Origin of the sequence: Devosia sp., assembly GCF_025809055.1 — a bacterium.
Taxonomy (GTDB): Bacteria; Pseudomonadota; Alphaproteobacteria; order Rhizobiales; family Devosiaceae; genus Devosia.
In genome coordinates this window covers 2,204,525-2,224,049 of the sequence record NZ_CP075529.1, presented here as the reverse complement: position 1 = coordinate 2,224,049, position 19,525 = coordinate 2,204,525, and the positions used below count along the sequence as shown (strand labels likewise).

At 64.1% G+C, this 19,525-nt stretch carries 25 protein-coding genes; 14 read left to right on the top strand and 11 right to left on the bottom strand.

Annotated features, from left to right (window positions below):
- Positions 1-112 precede the first annotated feature (112 nt).
- Genes argJ through KIT02_RS10925 form a run of 4 tightly spaced genes read left to right on the top strand, consistent with a single transcriptional unit; the run spans position 113 to position 2,735 of the window.
- Positions 113-1,348: a bifunctional glutamate N-acetyltransferase/amino-acid acetyltransferase ArgJ gene (gene argJ, locus KIT02_RS10940; RefSeq protein WP_297577708.1), complete on the top strand. Its 1,236-nt coding sequence runs from the start codon at positions 113-115 to the stop codon at positions 1,346-1,348.
- A 2-nt stretch (positions 1,349-1,350) separates the two neighbouring features.
- Positions 1,351-2,100 (top strand): GNAT family N-acetyltransferase, encoded by a 750-nt coding sequence (locus KIT02_RS10935; protein ID WP_297577707.1) that lies wholly within the window; start codon positions 1,351-1,353, stop codon positions 2,098-2,100.
- Positions 2,100-2,507, top strand: a complete 408-nt coding sequence (gene mutT / locus KIT02_RS10930) for an 8-oxo-dGTP diphosphatase MutT (RefSeq protein WP_297577706.1) — start codon at positions 2,100-2,102, stop codon at positions 2,505-2,507. The genes KIT02_RS10935 and mutT overlap by 1 nt, the downstream gene beginning before the upstream one ends.
- Positions 2,508-2,528: 21 nt before the next feature.
- On the top strand, positions 2,529-2,735 hold the full coding sequence (locus tag KIT02_RS10925; protein ID WP_297577705.1) for a Flp family type IVb pilin: 207 nt from the start codon (positions 2,529-2,531) through the stop codon (positions 2,733-2,735).
- Positions 2,736-2,744: 9 nt separating this feature from the next.
- Here KIT02_RS10925 and KIT02_RS10920 read toward each other — a convergent pair whose 3' ends face one another.
- Complete coding sequence (locus KIT02_RS10920) at positions 2,745-4,223, bottom strand: M48 family metalloprotease (protein ID WP_297577704.1); 1,479 nt, start codon at positions 4,221-4,223, stop codon at positions 2,745-2,747.
- Positions 4,220-5,029, bottom strand: coding sequence for a thermonuclease family protein (locus tag KIT02_RS10915; RefSeq protein ID WP_297577703.1), 810 nt, complete (start codon positions 5,027-5,029; stop codon positions 4,220-4,222). The genes KIT02_RS10920 and KIT02_RS10915 overlap by 4 nt, the downstream gene beginning before the upstream one ends.
- A gap of 142 nt (positions 5,030-5,171) precedes the next feature.
- On the opposite strand from KIT02_RS10915, the gene KIT02_RS10910 reads away from it, so the two are divergent.
- Both KIT02_RS10910 and KIT02_RS10905 read left to right on the top strand, forming a co-directional pair.
- Positions 5,172-5,999 (top strand): DUF72 domain-containing protein, encoded by an 828-nt coding sequence (locus KIT02_RS10910; RefSeq protein WP_297577702.1) that lies wholly within the window; start codon positions 5,172-5,174, stop codon positions 5,997-5,999.
- 81 nt (positions 6,000-6,080) lie between these two features.
- Positions 6,081-6,578 (top strand): disulfide bond formation protein B, encoded by a 498-nt coding sequence (locus KIT02_RS10905; RefSeq protein ID WP_297577701.1) that lies wholly within the window; start codon positions 6,081-6,083, stop codon positions 6,576-6,578.
- Positions 6,579-6,581: 3 nt separating this feature from the next.
- Here the strand turns inward: KIT02_RS10905 and KIT02_RS10900 are convergent, their stop codons facing one another.
- The 6 genes from KIT02_RS10900 to KIT02_RS10875 form a co-directional block, all read right to left on the bottom strand.
- Positions 6,582-7,139: an HNH endonuclease gene (locus KIT02_RS10900; protein ID WP_297577700.1), complete on the bottom strand. Its 558-nt coding sequence runs from the start codon at positions 7,137-7,139 to the stop codon at positions 6,582-6,584.
- Between the two features lie 87 nt (positions 7,140-7,226).
- A complete protein-coding gene (locus KIT02_RS10895) occupies positions 7,227-7,886 on the bottom strand; it encodes a phospholipase (RefSeq protein ID WP_297577699.1) in 660 nt (219 codons plus the stop codon).
- A 128-nt stretch (positions 7,887-8,014) separates the two neighbouring features.
- Positions 8,015-8,827 carry an outer membrane beta-barrel protein gene (locus tag KIT02_RS10890; RefSeq protein ID WP_297577698.1) on the bottom strand — a complete coding sequence of 271 codons (813 nt, stop codon included), beginning with the start codon at positions 8,825-8,827 and terminating at the stop codon, positions 8,015-8,017.
- A gap of 141 nt (positions 8,828-8,968) precedes the next feature.
- Complete coding sequence (locus KIT02_RS10885; RefSeq protein ID WP_297577697.1) at positions 8,969-10,048, bottom strand: helix-turn-helix transcriptional regulator; 1,080 nt, start codon at positions 10,046-10,048, stop codon at positions 8,969-8,971.
- A gap of 54 nt (positions 10,049-10,102) precedes the next feature.
- On the bottom strand, positions 10,103-11,203 hold the full coding sequence (locus KIT02_RS10880; RefSeq protein ID WP_297577696.1) for a helix-turn-helix transcriptional regulator: 1,101 nt from the start codon (positions 11,201-11,203) through the stop codon (positions 10,103-10,105).
- Positions 11,204-11,221: 18 nt separating this feature from the next.
- Positions 11,222-11,899, bottom strand: a complete 678-nt coding sequence (locus KIT02_RS10875) for a DNA-3-methyladenine glycosylase 2 family protein (RefSeq protein WP_297577695.1) — start codon at positions 11,897-11,899, stop codon at positions 11,222-11,224.
- A 21-nt stretch (positions 11,900-11,920) separates the two neighbouring features.
- Here KIT02_RS10875 and gluQRS point away from each other — a divergent pair, with 21 nt between their 5' ends.
- Positions 11,921-12,766: a tRNA glutamyl-Q(34) synthetase GluQRS gene (gene gluQRS / locus KIT02_RS10870; protein ID WP_297577694.1), complete on the top strand. Its 846-nt coding sequence runs from the start codon at positions 11,921-11,923 to the stop codon at positions 12,764-12,766.
- Here gluQRS and KIT02_RS10865 read toward each other — a convergent pair whose 3' ends face one another.
- Together KIT02_RS10865 and KIT02_RS10860 are read right to left on the bottom strand one after the other, a co-directional pair.
- The gene (locus KIT02_RS10865; protein WP_297577693.1) at positions 12,767-13,141 is read right to left on the bottom strand and encodes a DUF4260 domain-containing protein; all 375 of its coding nucleotides are present in this window, start codon (positions 13,139-13,141) and stop codon (positions 12,767-12,769) included.
- 13 nt (positions 13,142-13,154) lie between these two features.
- A complete protein-coding gene (locus KIT02_RS10860; protein ID WP_297577692.1) occupies positions 13,155-14,105 on the bottom strand; it encodes an NAD-dependent epimerase/dehydratase family protein in 951 nt (316 codons plus the stop codon).
- An 87-nt stretch (positions 14,106-14,192) separates the two neighbouring features.
- On the opposite strand from KIT02_RS10860, the gene KIT02_RS10855 reads away from it, so the two are divergent.
- From KIT02_RS10855 to KIT02_RS10835, 5 genes are all read left to right on the top strand, one after another.
- Complete coding sequence (locus KIT02_RS10855; RefSeq protein WP_297577691.1) at positions 14,193-15,107, top strand: LysR family transcriptional regulator; 915 nt, start codon at positions 14,193-14,195, stop codon at positions 15,105-15,107.
- Between the two features lies 1 nt (position 15,108).
- On the top strand, positions 15,109-15,312 hold the full coding sequence (locus KIT02_RS10850) for a twin transmembrane helix small protein (RefSeq protein ID WP_297577690.1): 204 nt from the start codon (positions 15,109-15,111) through the stop codon (positions 15,310-15,312).
- A gap of 28 nt (positions 15,313-15,340) precedes the next feature.
- Positions 15,341-16,024 carry a rhomboid family intramembrane serine protease gene (locus KIT02_RS10845; RefSeq protein ID WP_297577689.1) on the top strand — a complete coding sequence of 228 codons (684 nt, stop codon included), beginning with the start codon at positions 15,341-15,343 and terminating at the stop codon, positions 16,022-16,024.
- 77 nt (positions 16,025-16,101) lie between these two features.
- Entirely contained in the window at positions 16,102-16,284 is a 183-nt protein-coding gene (locus KIT02_RS10840; protein ID WP_297577688.1) for a putative motility protein, read from the top strand.
- A gap of 3 nt (positions 16,285-16,287) precedes the next feature.
- Positions 16,288-16,497 (top strand): hypothetical protein, encoded by a 210-nt coding sequence (locus tag KIT02_RS10835; RefSeq protein WP_297577687.1) that lies wholly within the window; start codon positions 16,288-16,290, stop codon positions 16,495-16,497.
- Here KIT02_RS10835 and KIT02_RS10830 read toward each other — a convergent pair.
- Positions 16,494-17,156 (bottom strand): TlpA disulfide reductase family protein, encoded by a 663-nt coding sequence (locus tag KIT02_RS10830; RefSeq protein WP_297577686.1) that lies wholly within the window; start codon positions 17,154-17,156, stop codon positions 16,494-16,496. The genes KIT02_RS10835 and KIT02_RS10830 overlap by 4 nt on opposite strands.
- 19 nt (positions 17,157-17,175) lie before the next feature.
- On the opposite strand from KIT02_RS10830, the gene argH reads away from it, so the two are divergent.
- Together argH and KIT02_RS10820 are read left to right on the top strand one after the other, a co-directional pair.
- Positions 17,176-18,624, top strand: coding sequence for an argininosuccinate lyase (argH, locus tag KIT02_RS10825; RefSeq protein ID WP_297577685.1), 1,449 nt, complete (start codon positions 17,176-17,178; stop codon positions 18,622-18,624).
- 156 nt (positions 18,625-18,780) lie between these two features.
- Positions 18,781-19,497 carry a gamma-glutamylcyclotransferase gene (locus KIT02_RS10820; RefSeq protein ID WP_297577684.1) on the top strand — a complete coding sequence of 239 codons (717 nt, stop codon included), beginning with the start codon at positions 18,781-18,783 and terminating at the stop codon, positions 19,495-19,497.
- Positions 19,498-19,525: the final 28 nt, after the last annotated feature.

Genomic DNA, 19,525 nt, shown 5'->3' with positions numbered 1-19,525 from the left:
GGTAATGCATGGTGGTCATTGGAGAAGTCTCTGGCACGGTCCTGCCTTGCACCTGCCATAGCTTTGGGGCACACCCGTCTTACCACCTGATTTGCTTGCGCAAGGTTGTTCCATGGCCGCTCATCCCGTTTCTCCGCTCGCTCCGAAAACCTATCCCGACCTGCCGCCGGTCCGGGGGGTCCGCTTCGCCACGGCCGAAGCCGGGATCAAGTACAAGAACCGCACCGATGTGCTGCTCATGGCCTTTGACGAGGGCACGGCGGCGGCGGGCGTGCTGACAAAGTCGAAATGCTCCTCGGCGGCGGTCGACTGGTGCCGCGCCAACCTGCCGGGCGGCAAGGCGCGCGGGCTGGTCGTCAATTCGGGCAATGCCAATGCCTTTACCGGGGTCAAGGGGCGCCAGAGCGTCGAAATGACCGCCGAGATCGCGGCCAGGGCGCTGGGCTGCGCGGGATCGGACATTTTCCTGGCATCGACCGGGGTCATCGGCGAACCGCTCGACGCCAACAAGTTTTCCGGTGTGCTGGACCAATGCGCCGCAAGGCTGGCGGATGGCCCCTGGATCGAGCCGGCCAAGGCGATCATGACCACCGACACCTATCCCAAGCTCTCCGGCGCGGTGCTGGAGATTGACGGGGTAGAGGTGATCATCAACGGCATCGCCAAGGGTTCGGGGATGATCGCGCCCGACATGGCGACCATGCTGAGCTTTGTCGTTACCGACATGCCGATCGCTGCCGATGTGCTGCAGAGCCTGCTCGCGCGCCATGTGCAGACGAGTTTCAATGCCATTACCGTCGACAGCGATACTTCGACCTCCGACACGCTGCTGGCCTTTGCTACGGGCAAGGCAGGGGTCGATCCGATCACCAGCATGGATGATCCGCGCGCCGAAGTGTTCGGCGCGGCGCTTTCGGATGTGCTGTTCGACCTCGCTATCCTGGTGGTGCGCGATGGGGAAGGCGCCACCAAGCAGGTCACGGTCAATGTCGAGGGCGCCACGACCGATCAATCGGCCTTCCGCATCGCCAAGGCCATTGCCGACTCGCCCCTGGTCAAGACGGCCATTGCCGGTGAAGACGCCAATTGGGGCCGGGTGGTCATGGCCGTCGGCAAGGCCGGTGAGCCGGCAGACCGCGACAAGCTCGCCATCCGCTTCGGCGATCTGCTCGTGGCCAAGGATGGCGAGCGCGCCCACGGATATGACGAGGCGGCGACCAGCGCCTATATGAAGGGCGAGGACCTCGAAGTCACGGTCAGCCTTGGGCTGGGGGAGGGCAGGGCCAGCGTCTATACCTGTGACCTCACCCACGGCTATATCGAGATCAACGGCGACTACCGGAGTTAATTGTGTCCCTGCCCGATGTGGAAGCCTTCGAGAGAGCCGGGCTTTTGGCCTGGCCCGGCATCGACATCGATTGGGATGGGCACTGGGTTCGCCGCGCTGCCAATGGCTATACCAAGCGCGCCAATTCGCTGCAGTGTTTTGCGGCTGACGACGGGGCCGGTTGCGCCGCCCGGCTCGATGCGGCGGTCGCCTGGTTCATCGCGCGCGGCGTGCCTCCGGTGGTGCGCACGACACCCCTGGAAAGCGCGGGCCTGACGGCAGAACTGGACCGGCGGAACTGGCAAAGCATCGACTTGAGCCATCTCTATGCCATGCCGCTTGCGGCCCGTCCGGAGGCGGACCCGGAGGCAGAAGTGACGCCTTTGCTCGATGGTCAATTCCTTGCGGCACAACAGGCTCTGCAGGGTCATGACCAGCGGACCATGGATCGCATGGCGGCGCTGCTGGCGGCCATGGCGGTGCCTGCGGCGGGTGTCGTGGTCTATCGCCAGGGTGTGCCGGTCGCGGCGGGGCTGGCTGCCATTGCCGATGGCATCGTGCTGACCGGCAATGTCATCACGAGCGCCGCACATCGCCGGCAGGGGCTCGGCGCCGCCATGATGCGGACCATTCACGCCTGGGCCCATGGCGCCGGCGCCAGGATCGCGGCGCTCAATGTCCAGGCCGACAACCCCGCCGGCAAGGCCCTCTACCAGTCCCTGGGCTATACCCATCAGTACGACTACTCATACCGCATCCCGAAAGAGGCATGATGAGCGACAAACCCATTCTTCTCGTGGTCGCCTGCGCCCTGGTCGATGCCGACCGGCGGGTGCTGATTGCCCAACGCCCTGAGGGCAAGTCACTGGCGGGCCTGTGGGAATTTCCGGGCGGCAAGCTCGAGACAGGCGAAACGCCAGAGGATGCGCTTATCCGCGAATTACAGGAAGAGCTGGGAATCGAGACCAAGCAGGCGTGCCTCGCACCACTCACCTTCGCCAGTCATTCTTACGAAAGCATTCACCTGTTGATGCCACTTTACGTCTGTCGCAAGTGGCAGGGGACGCCGCAGGCGCGTGAGCATGCTGCCCTCAAATGGGTGCGGCCTCAGGCCCTGCGCGACTATCCGATGCCACCGGCCGACGAGCCGCTGATCGCGGCTCTGTGCGATCTGCTCTGAGGAGCCAGGACGGGGGTGGCCATGGTGGAAATCCTGAAGCGGTTCGGCCGGGACGAATCTGGCGCCACGGCGATCGAATATGGGCTTTTAGCCGCCATGATCGCGGTCGCGCTGATCGCGTCCTTCACCGTTCTGGGCAATACCATCATCGACCTGTTCGGCGTTGGCGCCGGTGGGGCGGCCGATGTCATCGAGACGCAGCTCGACACGCTTTCGGCTTCGGAGTGATGCCGCCCGTTATTGCAGGCTGACCACCTTGTAGCGCTGGCCGGCGGCGACCGGATCGCCGGGGTAGAGGTTATTCAGGATATAGAAGAGTTCGGTGGCGCCGGGGATCGCGGCCATCTGGCGCGCCAGCCGATCGGCGGTGTCGCCGGAACGGGCCGTGACCAGCCGGATCGAGAGCTTGCGAATCTGGCTGAGGTCGGCTGCCTCGGTGCGGCGGAAGCTGCGAATGGTGGCATCGGCGCCCTGGGCGAAGCGCTGGCTGTCGGACTTTGCCGCGAAGATGAAGCGATAAACTTCCCCCTCGAAGCGCATGACGGCGACGCGGAAGAACCACTGGTCGGTCTGGGCCAGGCCCGAGGCCATGTCGATGCCGTTATACTGATGGGCCGTGACCGTTTCGGCCTTGAGCCCGGCAATCCAGCCGGAGCGCAGATAATCGCTCAGGGTCATGTTGGGCTGCACCTGGGCGCTGTCGAAACGCACGGCTTCACCGTCGCCGGCCACGCCGACCACGGCGCTCTGGGTGCTTTGCAGCGTATAGCCCTGCGGCACCGTGAAGGTAAATTTCGATCCCGGATGGATGAAGCGCTGGCCAACGATGGAGCCCTGGGCCGGGCTGTCGCCGAAGGTCAGACCCGAAATGGCGGCGAGATAGCCTTCGCGGTCGGTTTCACCGGCCTGGCCATCGCCAAACATGGAGCGGGCGGTGCCCATGGCGGTTTCGATGCGCGAGGGCGTCGAGGGATGGGATGACAAAAAGCCTTCGTCCCCGGCGCTGGACCCGGCCGAGAAGGCGGCAAAGCGGCTCATCACGCCCAGGAAGCGTGCAGCGGCCTGGGGATCGTATCCGGCCTTGCCGGCGAATTTGATGCCTTCCTTGTCCGCTTCCAGTTCCTGGCCCTGGCCGAAGGCGGCCAGCGATTCGCGGGTGCGGTTGGCGGTAGCGTCGGTCGAGGTGTCGCCGCCGAAAATGCCGGTGATGACGCGATCGACGATCTGAGTGGTGCGCGTCTTGTCGGTGCGGGCGCGGGCGTGGCGCAGGGTGACGTGGGCAATTTCATGCGCCAGCACGGCGGCCAGTTCACTGGTATCGGACGCCAGCGCCAGGATGCCGCGTGTCACATAGATATAGCCGCCGGGAAGGGCGAAGGCATTGACCTCGGAGGTGTCGAGGATGGTGACCTGGAACTGGGCGTTGGGCTGATTGGCGGCGGCGAGCAGGCGGCCGACAATGCGGGCCACCATGATCTCGGCCTGGCGGTCTTCATAGACCCCGCCATAGGCTGCGATGATGCGCGGATGCTCACGCCGGCCAATGACGGCGTCGTCCGGGCTCGTGCCCTCGGGAACCACCTTGGGCGCGGGATTGTCGCCAGTGCGGCCGACGCTGATATTGGAACCGGTCATCGACGAACAGGCGGCGAGCGCGATGAGGCTCGCTGCGATGATTCCGATGCGCAGGGCTTTTTTGCCGGGAAGCGCGCTCATGGCCGTGCCAGAACCTCGATCTGTTCGGGATGGGTTATTTCGATGCGTGGACCATCCCGTTCGTCCACCCATCCGCGAATGCGCACCAGAGCCCCAGCCAGGTCTTCCGGATTGAGCCCGGCCGTAGCAAACAGACGCAGTGCCGGAGCCTCGATCACGCCGGTGAAGTCTTCCTTCCAGTACCGGCCGAAATTGAGATAGACGCGCGAACCGCTTTTTTCGGACAGAAGCACCCGGCCCTCAACCAGTTCATACTGGCCGGCCCGATCGGCGAGCGTGGTGAGATCATCCGCCGCCCGCACGCTGTAATAGGGATCGGCCCAGATTCCAAGCCTTTCCGCGCGCGCCTGCGCCTCGGCTGCCATCAGGGCGTCGAGGCATTTGCGGTTATCGGGAAAGGAATAGACCCGCGCCAGCCCGCTGCCCACCATGTGAAGCTGTGCCCAGATATCTCCTTGAGGCATCTCGACGAAAACGTGCGCCAGGGCGCGACCATAGCGGTCCATTTCCTCGCCGCCATAGCCCAGCCGGACGGTCTGGCCCAGGAGCAGGGATTCAAGCGCGGCCTTGGCCTCGGGGGCCAGTGGCCAGGTTGGGAAATCGTCGCGCCCGAGGGGCAATTTGGGGGCCTGGGTGCCAATGAGGCGGACCACCAGATCCGAATCAAGCACCACCGTGTCGCCATCGGTCACCGAGACGACCACGCCACCCTTGACCATGCGCAATTGCTCGCAGGCCGCCGCCGACTGGGGGGTCAGCGTGCCGATCAAGGTTGCGGCGATGGAAATGGCTGCGGCCCTGCGCATCCGAAGCGCCCCCGGAAAGATTTCGTTCACCATGCACTCAAATAAGGCAAAAAATCATTACCATTTGCCAACCAGAGGCCTGGCCGGCGTCGATTGCCAGAGCGGGGCAAACCAGACAGTGTCGGGGAAGAGGAGATTGCCGATGACACAGGGAACGGTGCGAACGGGAACAGCCGGTTGGGTCTATGAGCCCTGGCGGGGCACGTTCTTTCCCAAGGGCCTGGTGCAGAAGAACGAGTTGGCCCATGCGGCCAGCCGGCTGACCAGCATCGAGATCAACGCCACCTTCCGGGCTAACCAGAAGCCGGAGAGCTTTGCCAAATGGGCGGCACAGACGCCGGAGGGCTTCAGGTTCTCGGTCAAGGGGCCGCAACTGGTCACCCATATCAAGCGCCTGAAGAACTGCGAGCAGCCACTCGCCAATTTCTTCGGCTCCGGGCCTCTGGCACTGGGCGACCGATTGGGACCGTTCGTGTGGCAATTGCCGCCTAATCTTGCCTTCGATGCAGCCAGCTTTTCCGCCTTCGCTGCGCTTCTGCCCAGGGATGTCGAAAGCTATCTGGCGCTGGCGCGGCAAGCCGATGGCGCCAAGGCGCCACCCTATCTCGAGGTGAGCGGCGTGGGGCCGATTCGCCATGCCATCGAGCCGCGCCATTCAAGCTTCGATACACCCGAAGCCAATGCCCTGATGGCCAGGCACAATATTGCCCGGGTCATTGCCGACACGCCGGACAATCCGGGGCGCGACCTGACTGCCGACTTTGCCTATTGCCGCCTGCAGGGCCCGGCGCGGCCGGATGCCCAGGGCTATGAGGGGGCAGACATTGCCGATTGGGCAAAGACCATGGCCAGCTGGCGCGATGAGGGGCGGGATGTGTTTGCCTATTTCGTCCACGAGGACAAGCTGCACGCCCCCGACAATGCCATTGCGCTGCGCCAGGCTCTTGGCATCACATTGCCGGGAGATTGATCACAGCCCCGTTTGCGACTGGTTTTTGCCACCGGGCCGGTCTATTGGCTCGCCCAAGCGTCACCTCAAGAGACTTTGCCCATGAGTGCCACCCGTCCCCTCGACAAGATTGCCACCGGCATCGCCTTCCTTTTGGGCCTTGCCACCATTCTGGGGGCGCTGGGATCGCAGTTCATCGGCGGCTTGCAGCCCTGCGAGCTGTGTCTAGAACAGCGCCTGCCCTATTACTGGGGCCTGCCGCTATTGGCCCTCATCCTGGTACTGTGGAACCGGCTGCCGCTGCCGGTGTGGTATATCGGCATGGCCATCGCAACGGCGCTGTTTGCCTGGGGCACGTTTCTCGGTGGCTTTCATTCGGGGGTCGAATGGGGGTTCTGGCCGGGTCCGACTGCCTGCACCGGTGTTGGCGAGAGCTTCAGCATGGACGCACTCGACAATCTCACGCCGGTGATCGGCTGCGATGTGGTGCAGTTCCGGTTCCTCGGCCTGTCGCTGGCGGGCTACAACACGCTGATCTCGCTGGCCATCGTGGTCCTCTTGGCCGGAGCCATGATCTTTCAGGCGCGGCGTACCCGCTAAGCGTTACGGCTCCAGCTCGATGTCCCAGTAGAGGAAGTCGAGCCAGCTCTGGTGCAGATGGTTGGGTGGAAACAGCCGGCCATTATTGTGCAGGTCGTGCACGCTGGGCGCATAGGGCGCCTGATGCGGGAACATCTTGATTTCGTGGGGCAGGCGGTTGGCCTTGCGCAGGTTGCAAGGCGCACAGGCCGCAACGACATTCTCCCAGGTGGTGAGGCCACCCTTGGAGCGGGGAATGACGTGGTCGAAGGTCAATTCGTCCTTGCTGCCGCAATATTGGCACTGAAAGCGATCGCGCAGGAAGACGTTGAAGCGGGTGAATGCGGGATGGCGCGCCGGCTTCACATAGTCCCGCAGCGACACCACGCTGGGCAGTTTCATCTCGAAACTGGGGGAGTGGATGATGGTGTCATAGTGCGACACGATATTGACCCGATCCAGGCACACGGCCTTGATCGCGTCCTGCCAGGACCACAATGAGAGCGGGTAATAGCTGAGCGGCCTGAAATCGGCGTTCAGTACAAGGGCGGGACAAGCCTCAGGCGACACATGGATGGTCACTTGAGTCTCCCGGAGCGGGAATCGCGTAAGTCCATAGCTCCGTTATACTAAGCCCTTTGTGTCAGGGCTGTGAAGCGGGGATGAACGCTATTTTGCGCTGACCCCGGCAATGAAGGCACTGGCGAAATCCAGCCCGTCGGGGGCGATGCCGTGGCCGGTGCCGCGGCTGACGTGATAGCTGACATCAAAACCGGCATCGCGCAGCACCCGATCCGCGTCGGCGCTGAGATTGGGGTCGACGACTTCATCCATATCGCCATGCACGAGGCATACGGGCGGGCGCGCCAGGCCTGGTCCACCCAGGCCCTCCGGGGGAAGAAATGCCCCTGAAAAGCTGATGACGCCCATCAGTTGTTGATCATGCGGCAGGGCGGTGGCGACGTGGAGGGCAACCATGGCACCCTGGCTGAAGCCGGCCAACAGGGTGCGTTCGGGGGCGATGCCAGTCTGTGCCCAAAGATCGGACAGAAACCGGGCGACGACGGGCCGGGCTTCGGCAATGCCGAGTTGGCGGCTGGCCACACGGTCGCCCGTCCAGTCTATCGGGAACCACTGATAGCCGCCCATGCCGAGGGGTTGAGGCGCGTTGGGGGAGACAAACAGGGCGCCGGGCAGCAGGCCCTGCCAGGCCGGAGCCAGGCCAATCAGGTCCCGTCCGTCGCTGCCATAGCCATGCAGCAGCACCACAGCAGCATCGGGAGCGCCGCCATTGGCGGGCGGCAGCATGGGGCCGGAAAGTGTCGTCATGGCGGGCTCCTTTTCGGGCGCACCATGCCCGCCCCGCAGCCGGAAATCCAGACAGCAAAAGACCCGGCAGGTGGCCTGCCGGGTCTGGACCGCGTGCCACAATCACGCGGCCGAAACGAATGCATGGATCAGAAATGGTATTTCAGCGTTGCCTTGACGGTATGGAAACCCATGGGCACGGTGAGATTGCCGCCACCGCCGAACAGGGCAAGGCCCGCAGTCGGGACAGTCGCATCGGGAAGGCCGACAAAGGCATATTCGGCGCCCAGCGACACATTGGCATTGAGCATCTTTTCAACCCCGGCACCGACGGTCGGGCCCACCAGCAAGCGGCTGGATGACGCCGAGGCTGTCGAGGTTCCGGGCGGGAAAGGCAGCGGCAGGATAGCCGGGTCAGTCGCGGAGACGTCCAGGGTGCTGTCGGATTGCGAACTCACATTGGCCACCGCCGCACCGCCCTTGATGTAGAAGAGCCAATCCTGCTCGAAGGCGATGCCGAAAGAGCCGGTCAGGGTCGTGTACCAGTCAAGGTTGATGCTGGTGTCGGTGGTGTTCAGGATCGTGTAGCTGTCGACGCCATCTGTACCCTGAAGGTCGAGTGTGCTGGACCGCGTCTTGCCCAGGCCACCGGCATGGACGGCGCCATCAACACCCAGAACGAACTGGTTGTGCTGATAGGCATAGCCGGCGCCGATACCGCCGAGCACGCCTTCGATCCGGGTATTGTTGCTCCCGATCGTGCCCGAGATCACCGAGCCGCCCGCAGGCGTAGGGGGTATGGTGGTTGTCGAACTCGTGGCCGCGACATTGTCGAGCGCGTATCCGGCATAGATGCCGGCATAAAAGCCGCTCCAGTCGGTAACCTGTTGTGCTGCCGCTCCCGCGGTCGCCAATGCCGACAGCATCAGGCCGGCCCCCAAATGTCCAAGCGTCAAGCGCACCGATATTCTCCCTTGCGTCCTTTGGCGGGAGGATGGGGGTGTGGGTGCGGCGCCGCATCCTTCATTTGAAGGAGAAGTCCGGCGCTGGCTGCGCATGGTCCCGACCGTGTTGCCCGCAGACAACACTTCTGGCCCGCATGGTCACTCGACGGGCGAAATCGTCCCCTTGAGCAGGGCGACCAGCTGGGCCTGGTGTCCGGTGCCGGTCTTGCGGAAAATCTGGGCCAGGTGGGAGCGGATGGTGGTGATGCTGACGCCGCGCTCGATTGCCAGTTCCTGCAGGGTATGACCGGACGAAAGCCCGGCAGCGACGCCTGCTTCGGCGGCCGACAGGTCGAAGAGGCCACGCAGGACGTTTTGCGGGGCCACATTGGCATCGGGCGAAAAGCCAGTGACGGCCAGAAGGGCCCAGCCCATGTCGTAGAGATCGCTGGCTTGGCGGTGCAGCGGCAGGACGTGCAGCACCAGCGTCGTATCGTCGTCATTGCGGCAGGGGATGGACAGGACGCCCTTGGATTGGTGACCGATCGCCTCTATCGCAGCACTGAGCAGGTCGGCGGCGCGGCGATCGAGCGGCCTGACCTTGCCAAAGGCCGCGGGGCGCAGAACATGGGAAAGCGCCTCGAATTCGGTATTGGCCACGATGACCGAGCCATCGCGGCGCAGGGCAGCGGCGGGAATGGCGAAACTGGAGAGGCCGTCGACTTGAGCCTGCAGCTTTTGCAGGCCGAGGCGGGCATTGATCAGCGAGGCGCGCGCCAGATGCGGGCGCAGGCCATCAAGAAGGCTCAGCGTCTTGCCATCGAAATTGTCGAGGTGGCTCTCCCGCTCGAAGGTGAAGAGCGCCAGATCGCCCTCGGGCATGATGATCGCAGATCCGACTTGCCAGCTGGCTCCCATGCGCTCGAGATTGTCGTCATAGGGATTGCCGGTGCGGGGAATGTTGGGGTCGACATAGTGCGACACTTCCAGAAAGCCGGAATAGTTGAGCTTGAGGTAGCGGGCGAGCCGGTCGTTCTTGTACCAATAGGGACCGGCGGCGTAGTCGGCGAGGATATCGATGATGTTGGGCGTAGCCGTATAGAGCGGGGGTGCACGCTGGTCGATCAGCAATAAGGCGCCGGAGGTCGAACCGGCGCGCCTGGCGATTTCATCCAGCACGTCGGGCCAGAATTCGGGCACCACGGCCGCTTCGTATATGCGATCGATAAGGTCAGCCATGACCCGATCTCCAAAATGGCGTTGCCCTGAAACAGGGGCAGTGAATATCGATGTTCAAGGCAGTGACGCCCCCTGGCCGGGATCGGAGCCCGGCACCGTGACGCCCTTGAGCAGCGCCACCAATTGGTGCTGGTGCCCCGTACCCGTCTTGCGAAAGATCTGCGCCAGATGTGAACGCGCCGTGGTGATGCCGATGTTGCGGCCCTGGGCAATCTGCTTCAGCGTCAAACCCTTGGCGAGGCCGGCGGCGACGGCCGCCTCGCTGGCCGAAAGGTCAAAGAGGCCGCGCAGAATGGCATCATCGGGCAGGTTTCCATCCACGGCGAGGCCGGTGACGACGAGCATGGCCGTGCCGCGTCCGAACAGGTCATGGGCGCTGCGGTGGAGGGGCAGAACCTGCAATACGGCACTGGTCTCATCGGAAAGGCGGAGGGGGATGGATCGCACAGTTTGCGCGCCGTCGGTCGCCTCCAGAGCCTCTTGATAAAGCTGCCGGGCTTCGGCGTCCCTGACGCTGATGCGGCCACCTGCTGCCGGGCGCAAAACCGGGGCGAGTGTTTCGAACAGCGCATTGCTGGCCAGCACGGTGCCGGATGCGCCGACCACCGCAGCGGCAACGCCTGTGGCGTTGAGCGCTTCGACATTGGCGCGGGCCTGGTCAAGCTGGGCGCGCGCCGCCATCAGGCTCGCCCGCGCCAGGTGCGGACGCAGCCTGTCGAACCAGGCGATGTCGGACTGACGAAAACGTCCCTGTTCGGCGGTGCGTTCGAAGGAAAATGAAACGAGCTCCCGACCGGGCATGAATATGCCGGTGCCCAATTGCGTCGCGAGGCCCAGTTCGCGCAGATTGCCCGCCACCAGGTCCCTGGCGCGTTCTTCCGGGTTCATCACTTCCTCGGCGTTGACAAAGCCGGAATGGTCAATCCTGAAAAGGCATTGCATCCTGGGATTGGCGTACCAGGCCGGGCTGTTGGCGAACTGGCCAAGAGCATCGGCTGTGTTGGCGGTTGCCGCATAGAGGGGTGGCAGGTGAGCATCGACGATCATCAGGGCGCCTGATGTGCAATTGGATTGCTCGGCAATGGCGCCCAGAACATCGGGCCATTGCGCCGGCAGGAACGCCGCCTCGTAAATCCGGTCGATGAGATCAACCAATGCCCGTCATCCTCTGCCTCAGGATGTCAGTACGCCCTCCCGCCGCATGACCACGGCGAAGTAGCGCCACAGCAGCAGGGCTGCAGCAGAGCGATGGGGCGACCATTTTCGGGCGATGTCAATCATTTCGGCGATGGTGGGGCGAGTTGTGATCGCAAGGCCATGCTGGGCCGCCTTGAGCAGGGCCAGGTCGCCCGCCGGAAATATGTCTTTGTGCCCGGCGCAGAACAACAGGTACACCTCGGCGGTCCAGGGGCCGATGCCCCTGATGGCGGTGAGCCGGGCAATCGCCTCCTCGGCCGGCAGGCGGTCGATATGGGCGAGGTCGAGATCCCCCGCGCCAACGGCCGCGGCGACTGCGCCGAGGGTCTGAAACTTGGCGCGTGAAAACCCCGACTGGCGCACCGTGTCTTCATCAAGCGCGAGATAGGTCTGGGGATCGAGCGCCCCAGGCAAGGCCTCGAAACGGGCCCAGATGGCGGCGGCGCTCTGCACCGACAGTTGCTGGCCACAGATCACCTTGGCCATGCCCGCAAAGCCCTTTGGATTGATGCGCGGCTCGACCCGTCCCGCCCGCTCGCGCATGGGCGCGAGGGATGGCGCCAGCGCCACCAGGGCGTCGAGGTGCCAGGCGATGGCTTCGGACGTATCGACGCCCGGTGTCTCGGGCGGCTCGAACATGGTATGGGCTGTCACGCCATCATTCTCCTTGTTGTCATGTCCCGGCCCATCCTGCGTTTTGCTCCCAGCCCCAATGGCTATCTTCACCTGGGCCATGCCCTGTCTGCCCTGGCTACCTGGGATGCGGCGGCGCGGCTCGGCGGCGCGGCCCTGCTGCGCATCGAAGACATCGACCCTATTCGCTGTAAACCCGAATATGACACGGCGATCCTTGAAGACCTTGCCTGGCTGGGCCTCGACTGGCCCGAACCGGTCTGGCGGCAATCGAACCGGCTTGAGCATTATGCCGATGCCGCCAATCACCTGCGCGACATGGACCTGCTCTATCCCTGTTTTTGCACGCGCGCCGAGATCGCCGCCACGGCCATGGGCACGGACCCCGATGGAGCGCCGCTTTATCCGGGCACCTGCCGGCATCTATCCAATGCGGAGCGGATCGAGCGGCTGGAGCGCCGCGATCCGGCGCAGTTCCGGCTGGACAGCGGGGCGGCGATGGACCGCGCCGGGATGCTTACATTCTCGGTTACCGGGCCGGGGGTGCAGGACCGGCCTCAATTGCGCTATGCGCGGCCCGAGCGCTGGGGTGACGTGGTGCTGCAGCGCAAGGATACGCCGACCAGCTATCACCTCAGCGTCGTCGTGGACGATGCGGCACAAGAGGTCACGCATGTGACGCGCGGCCGCGATCTCGAAGCGGCAACCGATGTGCATGTGCTGCTGCAGATGCTGCTCGGCCTGCCCCAGCCGATCTACCACTTTCACCGGCTGCTGCTGGGTGAGGATGGCGAAAAGCTTGCCAAGTCCAAGGGGTCGCAGAGCCTGCGCGATCTGCGCGCCGGGGGGTGGACGGCACAGGACGTGCGGCGCGCCGTTGGCTTCTGATCAGCGGGCCTTGCCGATCGGCCCCAGATGCGTGTGCGAAAAACTGTCCGCCGACTTGAGCCCGTAGCCCAACATGCGGTCGAAGCCGGAATGGCCTAGCCACAGGGCGCCCGCCGCAACGAGGCCGGGCCAGGCGAGTGCGAGGCCAACACCCATGGCCAGCGGCCCGAAGGCATAGAGGTGAACCCCGTTATAGATCGCGCCTCCGAAGCGGCTGCCGAGGCTATAGCCGGCAAAGCTGAGATCGGGCGCAAAGAACAGCAAGAGAGCGAGCCACCAGGCCATGCCGGCATCGGCCTGCCAGAACAGCAACAGGCCGGCGCAAAAGGCCAGAAATCCTTCGAGGCGCTGCCAGATGAGATAGTGCTTGTCCACGGCAGGGTCCTCCTCAGGCGGCTTGCTTGTGACCGGCCAGGATAGGCGCCACAGTCGCGGCGACGGCGGTCTCAAAAGGCGTGATTGCGCCCGGGCCCAGCAGGGCATCGAGGCGGGGATCGACCAGTTCCATCTCGTTTTCCCAAAGGTAGCGCATGCGGTAGATGTCCCGCATCACCGGATTGACCAGGCCGATCGCGCCCAGCATCCACCATTTGAGCGGCGCGACCGCAAGGGGAAGCGGGCTGGCCGCCTGGATGGCCTGCATGAGCTGGGCGTGGCTGACCCAGTGGCCGGCGAAATGGAAATTCTCCAGCGGTCCCAAATGGGTGCGGTGTACCGCAAGGCTGGCAAAGGCACGGCCGAGATCGGGCAGGTAGGCCCAGCTGTGCCGGGTCTGGAGATCGCCCAGGTGATAGAGCCGGCCCCGGGCGCGATCCATCAGCATGGCGGCTTCGAACCATTCGCCCTCATTGCCGGGACCGAAGAAATCCCCGGCGCGCAGGATGATCGCCTGGATGTCGCCACGCTCGGCGGCCGCGGCAAGCATCTGTTCGAGCTCGATGCGGATGGCGCCGCGCGGTGCCTCGGCACTCTGGCGCAGGTGCGGGGGAATGGTCCTGTCATTGGCGTGGTAATTGTAGATGGTGCCGGGAAACATGAGGGTCTTTCCGGTCCCGGCCAGGGCGTCGAGCACCGTCTGCAATTGCCGGGTTGCGCGGCCATTGCCCCATTGGTCATAGCGCAGGTGCAACCCGTTGACGACCACATCGGCGTCGCTGGTGGCGGCGCGAACCACGCTCACCTCGTCGGCATTGCCCGCGATGAACCGGGTTCCGGAAACCGGCTTGCGATTGGTCCGGCCCAGGCCGGTGACGGTCCAGCCCGCGTCGCGAAAGGCGATCATGGCGGCATTGCCGATATGGCCGTTGCACCCCAGAACGGTGACTTTTCCTTTGGTCATGGCGAACTCCTGTGCTTGTTCGCCACAACAGTCGGCTATACACTGAGGAATTGAAATTCGTAAAAACCGGATGAGTAATATTCAATTTTGAATAGTGAGCCGGACTGGACGCTGTGGCGTAGTTTTGCGGCCGTGGTTGCCGAGGGGTCGCTGTCGGCCGCTGCGCGCGCGTTGGGCATCAGCCAGCCGACTGTCGGCCGGCATATCGAGGCGCTCGAATCCGGCCTTGGCCTGTCCCTGTTCGAGCGCAGCCTCACGGGGCTCAAGCCCAATCGATCGGCCCTGCGGATGTTTGAGGCGGTGAGCCAGGCGCAACAGGCACTGGCCGAGGCCAGCCTGGTTGCCGAAGGCGCCCAAAGCGCGCCGGGCGGCACGGTTCGTATCACCGCCAGCGTCATGATCTCGAACTATGTCCTGCCCGCCATCTTCAGCGACATGCGCCGTCTCCACCCGGCCATAGCGCTTGAATCGGTGCCCAGCGACTCAGCGGAAAACCTGCTGCTGCGTGAAGCCGACATTGCCGTGCGCATGTTTCGCCCGACCCAGCTGGAACTGGTATCGCGACATCTGGGCGATATTCCCCTGGTCGCGGTGGCGCATGAAGACTACCTGGCCCGGCGCGGCCGTCCCACCAGCCGCGAGAGCCTCTGGCAGCATGACCTGATCGGGTTCGACCGGTCGGACCTGATCGTGCAGCACGCCAGGAGCCTTGGACACGCCGCAAGCCGGGAGAGTTTCGTGGTGCGCTCGGACGATCAGGCGCATTTATGGGAACTGATCAAGGCCGGGCTGGGCATCGGCTTCGGCCAGGCCAACCTTGTCGCCAAGACCGCTGGCCTCGTGGCGCTGCCCATCGACATGGCCATTCCACCGCTGCCGGTGTGGTTGACGACCCACAGGGAACTCTATGTGTCCCATCGCATCCGAACCGCATATGACGCATTGGCGGCGGGCCTTTGTGCCTATATTCAGGACGGGCCAGTGACATCAAGCCAAGGTTGACATGGAAACCGTTCTCAACATCGCCATCGGGCTCGCCCTGCTCTTCGTCGTCGTTGTGCTGGGCATGGGGCTGTGGAACATGCTCAAGGGCGGGCCGGGCAATACCAGCCAGCGCCTGATGCGCCTGCGTGTCATCGGACAGGCCGTGGCCCTGCTGCTGCTCATGGGCGCGCTGTTCTTCTTCGGCGGCCGCGGGCCCGGCTGAGCCAGCCGGGCCTTGGGGGAGAGGGCGCATGTTTCTGCCGCTGCATGACACAAATCCCATCCGCCATGTCAGCATGCCGGTGGTCAATTACGGGCTGATCGGGATCACCATCCTTATTTTCCTCGCGCAGGTGGCGCTGCCGCAGCCGGCTTTCGATCGGGCAACGATCGAGTTCGGCATGATCCCCATCGTCGTCCGCGACCTCTATCCGCAGCCGCTGCCATGGCTGCCGGACTGGGCGACCCTTGTTACCTATGCCTTCCTGCATGCCGACTGGCTCCACCTGCTGACCAACATGCTGTTTCTCTGGGTCTTCGGGGACAATATCGAGGATGCGCTGGGGCATGTGTGCTACCTGATCTTCTATGTTGCCTGCGCCGTGTTGGCGGCCCTGGCGCATCTGCTGTTCAATCTTGACGGCAATGGTCCGCTGATCGGGGCCTCGGGCGCCGTGGCCGGGGTGATGGGGGCCTATATCCTGCTCTACCCGCATGCCCGGGTCTTCGTGCTCGCCCGCATCGTCATTCCCATTCCACTGCCGGTGCCGGCCTTCTGGATGCTGGGGTTCTGGATCGCCACGCAACTGTTCTACGCGCTTCTGGGTTCGGACGAGCCGGTGGCCTGGTGGGCGCATCTGGGCGGGTTCGCGGCCGGGCTGGCGCTGGCGCCGTTGCTGAAGCGCGGCGATGTCAGGCTTTGGGGCGGTCGGTAAAATTGTGATCGTGGAAAAAGCCTCTGTTAACGCGCCTTAACTAGTGTTGAGGGGTCTTGAACGCGAAAGGAGGCAGGATGGACACCGATCTTTCCATGAACCTGATCGCGGCGCGGACGGCGATGACGCAGAATTCGGTGCAGATCGCGGTCTTCAAGAAGGCCCACGAAATGCAGACCGAGCTGATCAATTCGCTGATGCAGACCGCTCTCAGCGCGCCGCCGCCCGGGCAGGGCCTGCGGGTCGACAAGCAGGCCTGAGCCATGTCGAACGGCATCGGCATCGCACCCAGTGTCATGATCAACCGCATGGTGCATGAGGCAGGCGTGCCGCAAAGCGGCCATCTCCTCGAGGTTGCGCGCCTGCGCGCCGAAATGATGCGGGCGCAGACCGAAGCGGCCCTCAAGGCCGGCAATGCGGCGCCAGAGGCGCAGGCCCCCATCAATGGCGCCGAAGTTGACCTGCTGATTTAGCCCCGCAACCCGATGAGGGCTTCGACGACGGCGCGGCCGTCATCGGTATGCCATTCCGCCGGGCCCTGCAGCACGGCGAGTTCGCAACCCTCTGGATCAAGCAGCAGCGTGGCCGGCAGGCCGATGGCGACGGCTTCCCGCTTCAGGCGCTCGAAGGCGGTGAATGAGTTGTCGGCATAGAGCGGCAGATTGGCGAACTTGCCCTCATCGAGAAAAGCCTGTGCCTTTTCGAGGCCACCCTCGCCGATATCGAGATTGATCGGCAGTACTTCGAACCGGTCCGAATTGTACTCGGTGGCCAGGGCATCGAGTGCGGGCATTTCTTCGCGGCAGGGCACGCACCAGCTGGCCCAGAAATTGACGAGCAGGGCCTTGCCGGCGAAATCGGCGATGCTCATCTCGGCGCCGGATGCGTCCTTGAAGGCCATGTCGGCATAGCCCCGGCCGGTTCCGGTGCCGTTGAGGGCCGCCAGCTCGCCGGTCGCTGCAGCGTCGATGATCTGTGCCTGGGCAGCGCGGACAGGACAGGCATTGGCCTGCGCGCCATTGGCAAGCACCAGCCATGCCGCTATAGACCCCCCAATCACGACCAGTCCCGCCGCCATGGGCAGCGCCCAGCGAAAAGCGGTTTGCGGACCTTTCGAGCGGGTATTTGGCATGGTGTCTCCGGACAAGGCGTTGAGCAACAAGATGTGGGGCGGCCGGTTCGCCGAGGCGCCCGATGCCATCATGGAGGAAATCAACGCCTCCATCGGTTTCGACCAGCGCCTTTTCCGCCAGGATATTGCCGGATCGAAGGCCCATGCGACAATGCTGGCGGCGACGGGCATTCTGACGCAGACCGATCGCGACGCCATTCTCAGCGGTCTAGACGAGGTGCTGTCCGAAATCGAGGGCGGGCAGTTCAAATTCTCGCGGGCGCTCGAAGACATCCATATGAACGTGGAAAGCCGGTTGCGCGAAAAGATCGGCGACGCGGCCGGGCGCCTGCACACGGCCCGCTCGCGCAATGACCAGGTCGCCACCGACTTCCGCCTCTATGTCCGCGACACCATTGATCACCTGGTGGCGCAGATCGAGACCTTGCAGCTGACCCTGGTCAATCGCGCCGAGGACGAGGCCGAAACCATCCTGCCCGGGTTCACGCATCTGCAGAATGCGCAGCCGGTGACCTTTGGTCATCACCTGCTCGCCTATGTCGAAATGCTGGGGCGTGACGCCGGCCGGCTCATGGATGCGCGCAAGCGCCTCAACGAGAACCCGCTGGGTTCGGCGGCTCTGGCGGGAACGCCATACCCCATCGATCGCGACATGACGGCGGCGGCGCTCGGATTTGACCGGCCCACGGCCAATTCGCTCGATGCGGTTTCGGATCGCGACTTCATCCTTGAGACTTTGGCCGCCGCCTCGATCTGCGCCATGCATCTGTCGCGCTTTGCCGAGGAAATGGTGATCTGGTCGAGCGCGCAATTCGGTTTCGTGCGGCTCAGCGACAAGTTCACCACCGGCTCCTCGATCATGCCGCAGAAGCGCAATCCGGACGCTGCCGAATTGGTGCGGGCCAAGATCGGCCGCATCCTGGGGGCGCTCAATTCGCTGCTGGTGGTGATGAAGGGGCTGCCGCTGGCCTATTCCAAGGACATGCAGGAAGACAAGGAAGTCGCGTTCGATGCGCTCGACGCCCTGTCGCTGTCGCTGGCCGCCATGACCGGCATGGTGGCCGATATGCAGCCCAACCGCGAAAAGATGCACGCCTCTGCCTCGGCGGGCTTTTCGACGGCCACCGATATTGCCGACTGGCTGGTGCGCGAACTCAACATTCCGTTCCGCGACGCCCACCACATTACCGGGCAGATCGTGTCGCTGGCCGAGCAGAAGAATTGCGGTCTCGAAGGGCTGACCATCGAGGACTTCAAGCTGATCGACCATCGCATCGATAGCCGCATCCACAAGGTGCTGACCGTCGAGGCATCGGTGGCCGCTCGTGCTTCCTATGGCGGCACGGCCCCGGCCAATGTCCTAGCCCAGGCGGCGCGCTGGAAAAGCGCGCTGACCGGGACGGCGCATGAACCGCGCGCGCTGAAGGCCAAAAAGCATGGCGGTCACGGCGATGGCGGTATTGCCTGAAATCTGCGAATAAGCCACGTTTGCCTTCCCCCCCTGTGGGAGAAGGTGCCCGAAGGGCGGATGACGGGTTCTATCTGGACCACATCCGCCTCATCCGTCTCGCGCTTTGCGTGATCCACCTTCTCCACAAGGGGAGAAGGAAGTACGGAGAACCCGGTGCAAAAACCCTTGCGACAGATGCGCCTCAGCGCGCGCCATGTCGCCTTTCTTCAACCCGACGAGACATTCGAGGCTCTGCCGCCTCCGCCGCCGGGTATGCGTGAAGCCTCGGCGGCCGACCATGACGCCACGATCGAGCGGCTTTTCGGAGCCGATCAGCACGACGAGACCTGGATCTTTGCCTATGGCTCGCTGATCTGGAAGCCGGCCTGCGACTTCGTGGAGGTGCGTACCGGCCTCTTGCATGGATGGCATCGTGCGTTCTGCCTGGGCTGGAACACCCGGTTTCGCGGCAGCGAAGCCAATCCGGGCCTGATGCTGGCGCTGGACCGGGGCGGTGCCTGCAAGGGTGCCCTCTACCGCTTGCCTCCGGATCGACGCGATCCGTGCCTGATCAAGCTGTTCGAGCGCGAAATGGGCTGGATCCCGACGGCCTTCCCGCCGCGCTGGGTGCGGGTGCGCAGTGGTGAGCGGGTCATTCGGGCGCTGACTTTCTGCATCGACCGCAATTCAGGGCGCTATGTCAGCGGGCTCAGCGAGGCCGAGATTGCCGACGCCCTGGCACGGGCGGTGGGCACGCGGGGCTCGATGGCCGAATATCTCCATGCCACGGTCGACCACTTGGAAAAGATGGGCATACACGACCCGCATCTGTGGCGGCTGCAGGACCTCGTGGCCCGGCGCATTGAAGCCGCTTATGGGGCGGATCGATAAGTCTGGCTTTCGTTTCTGCGGGCATTGG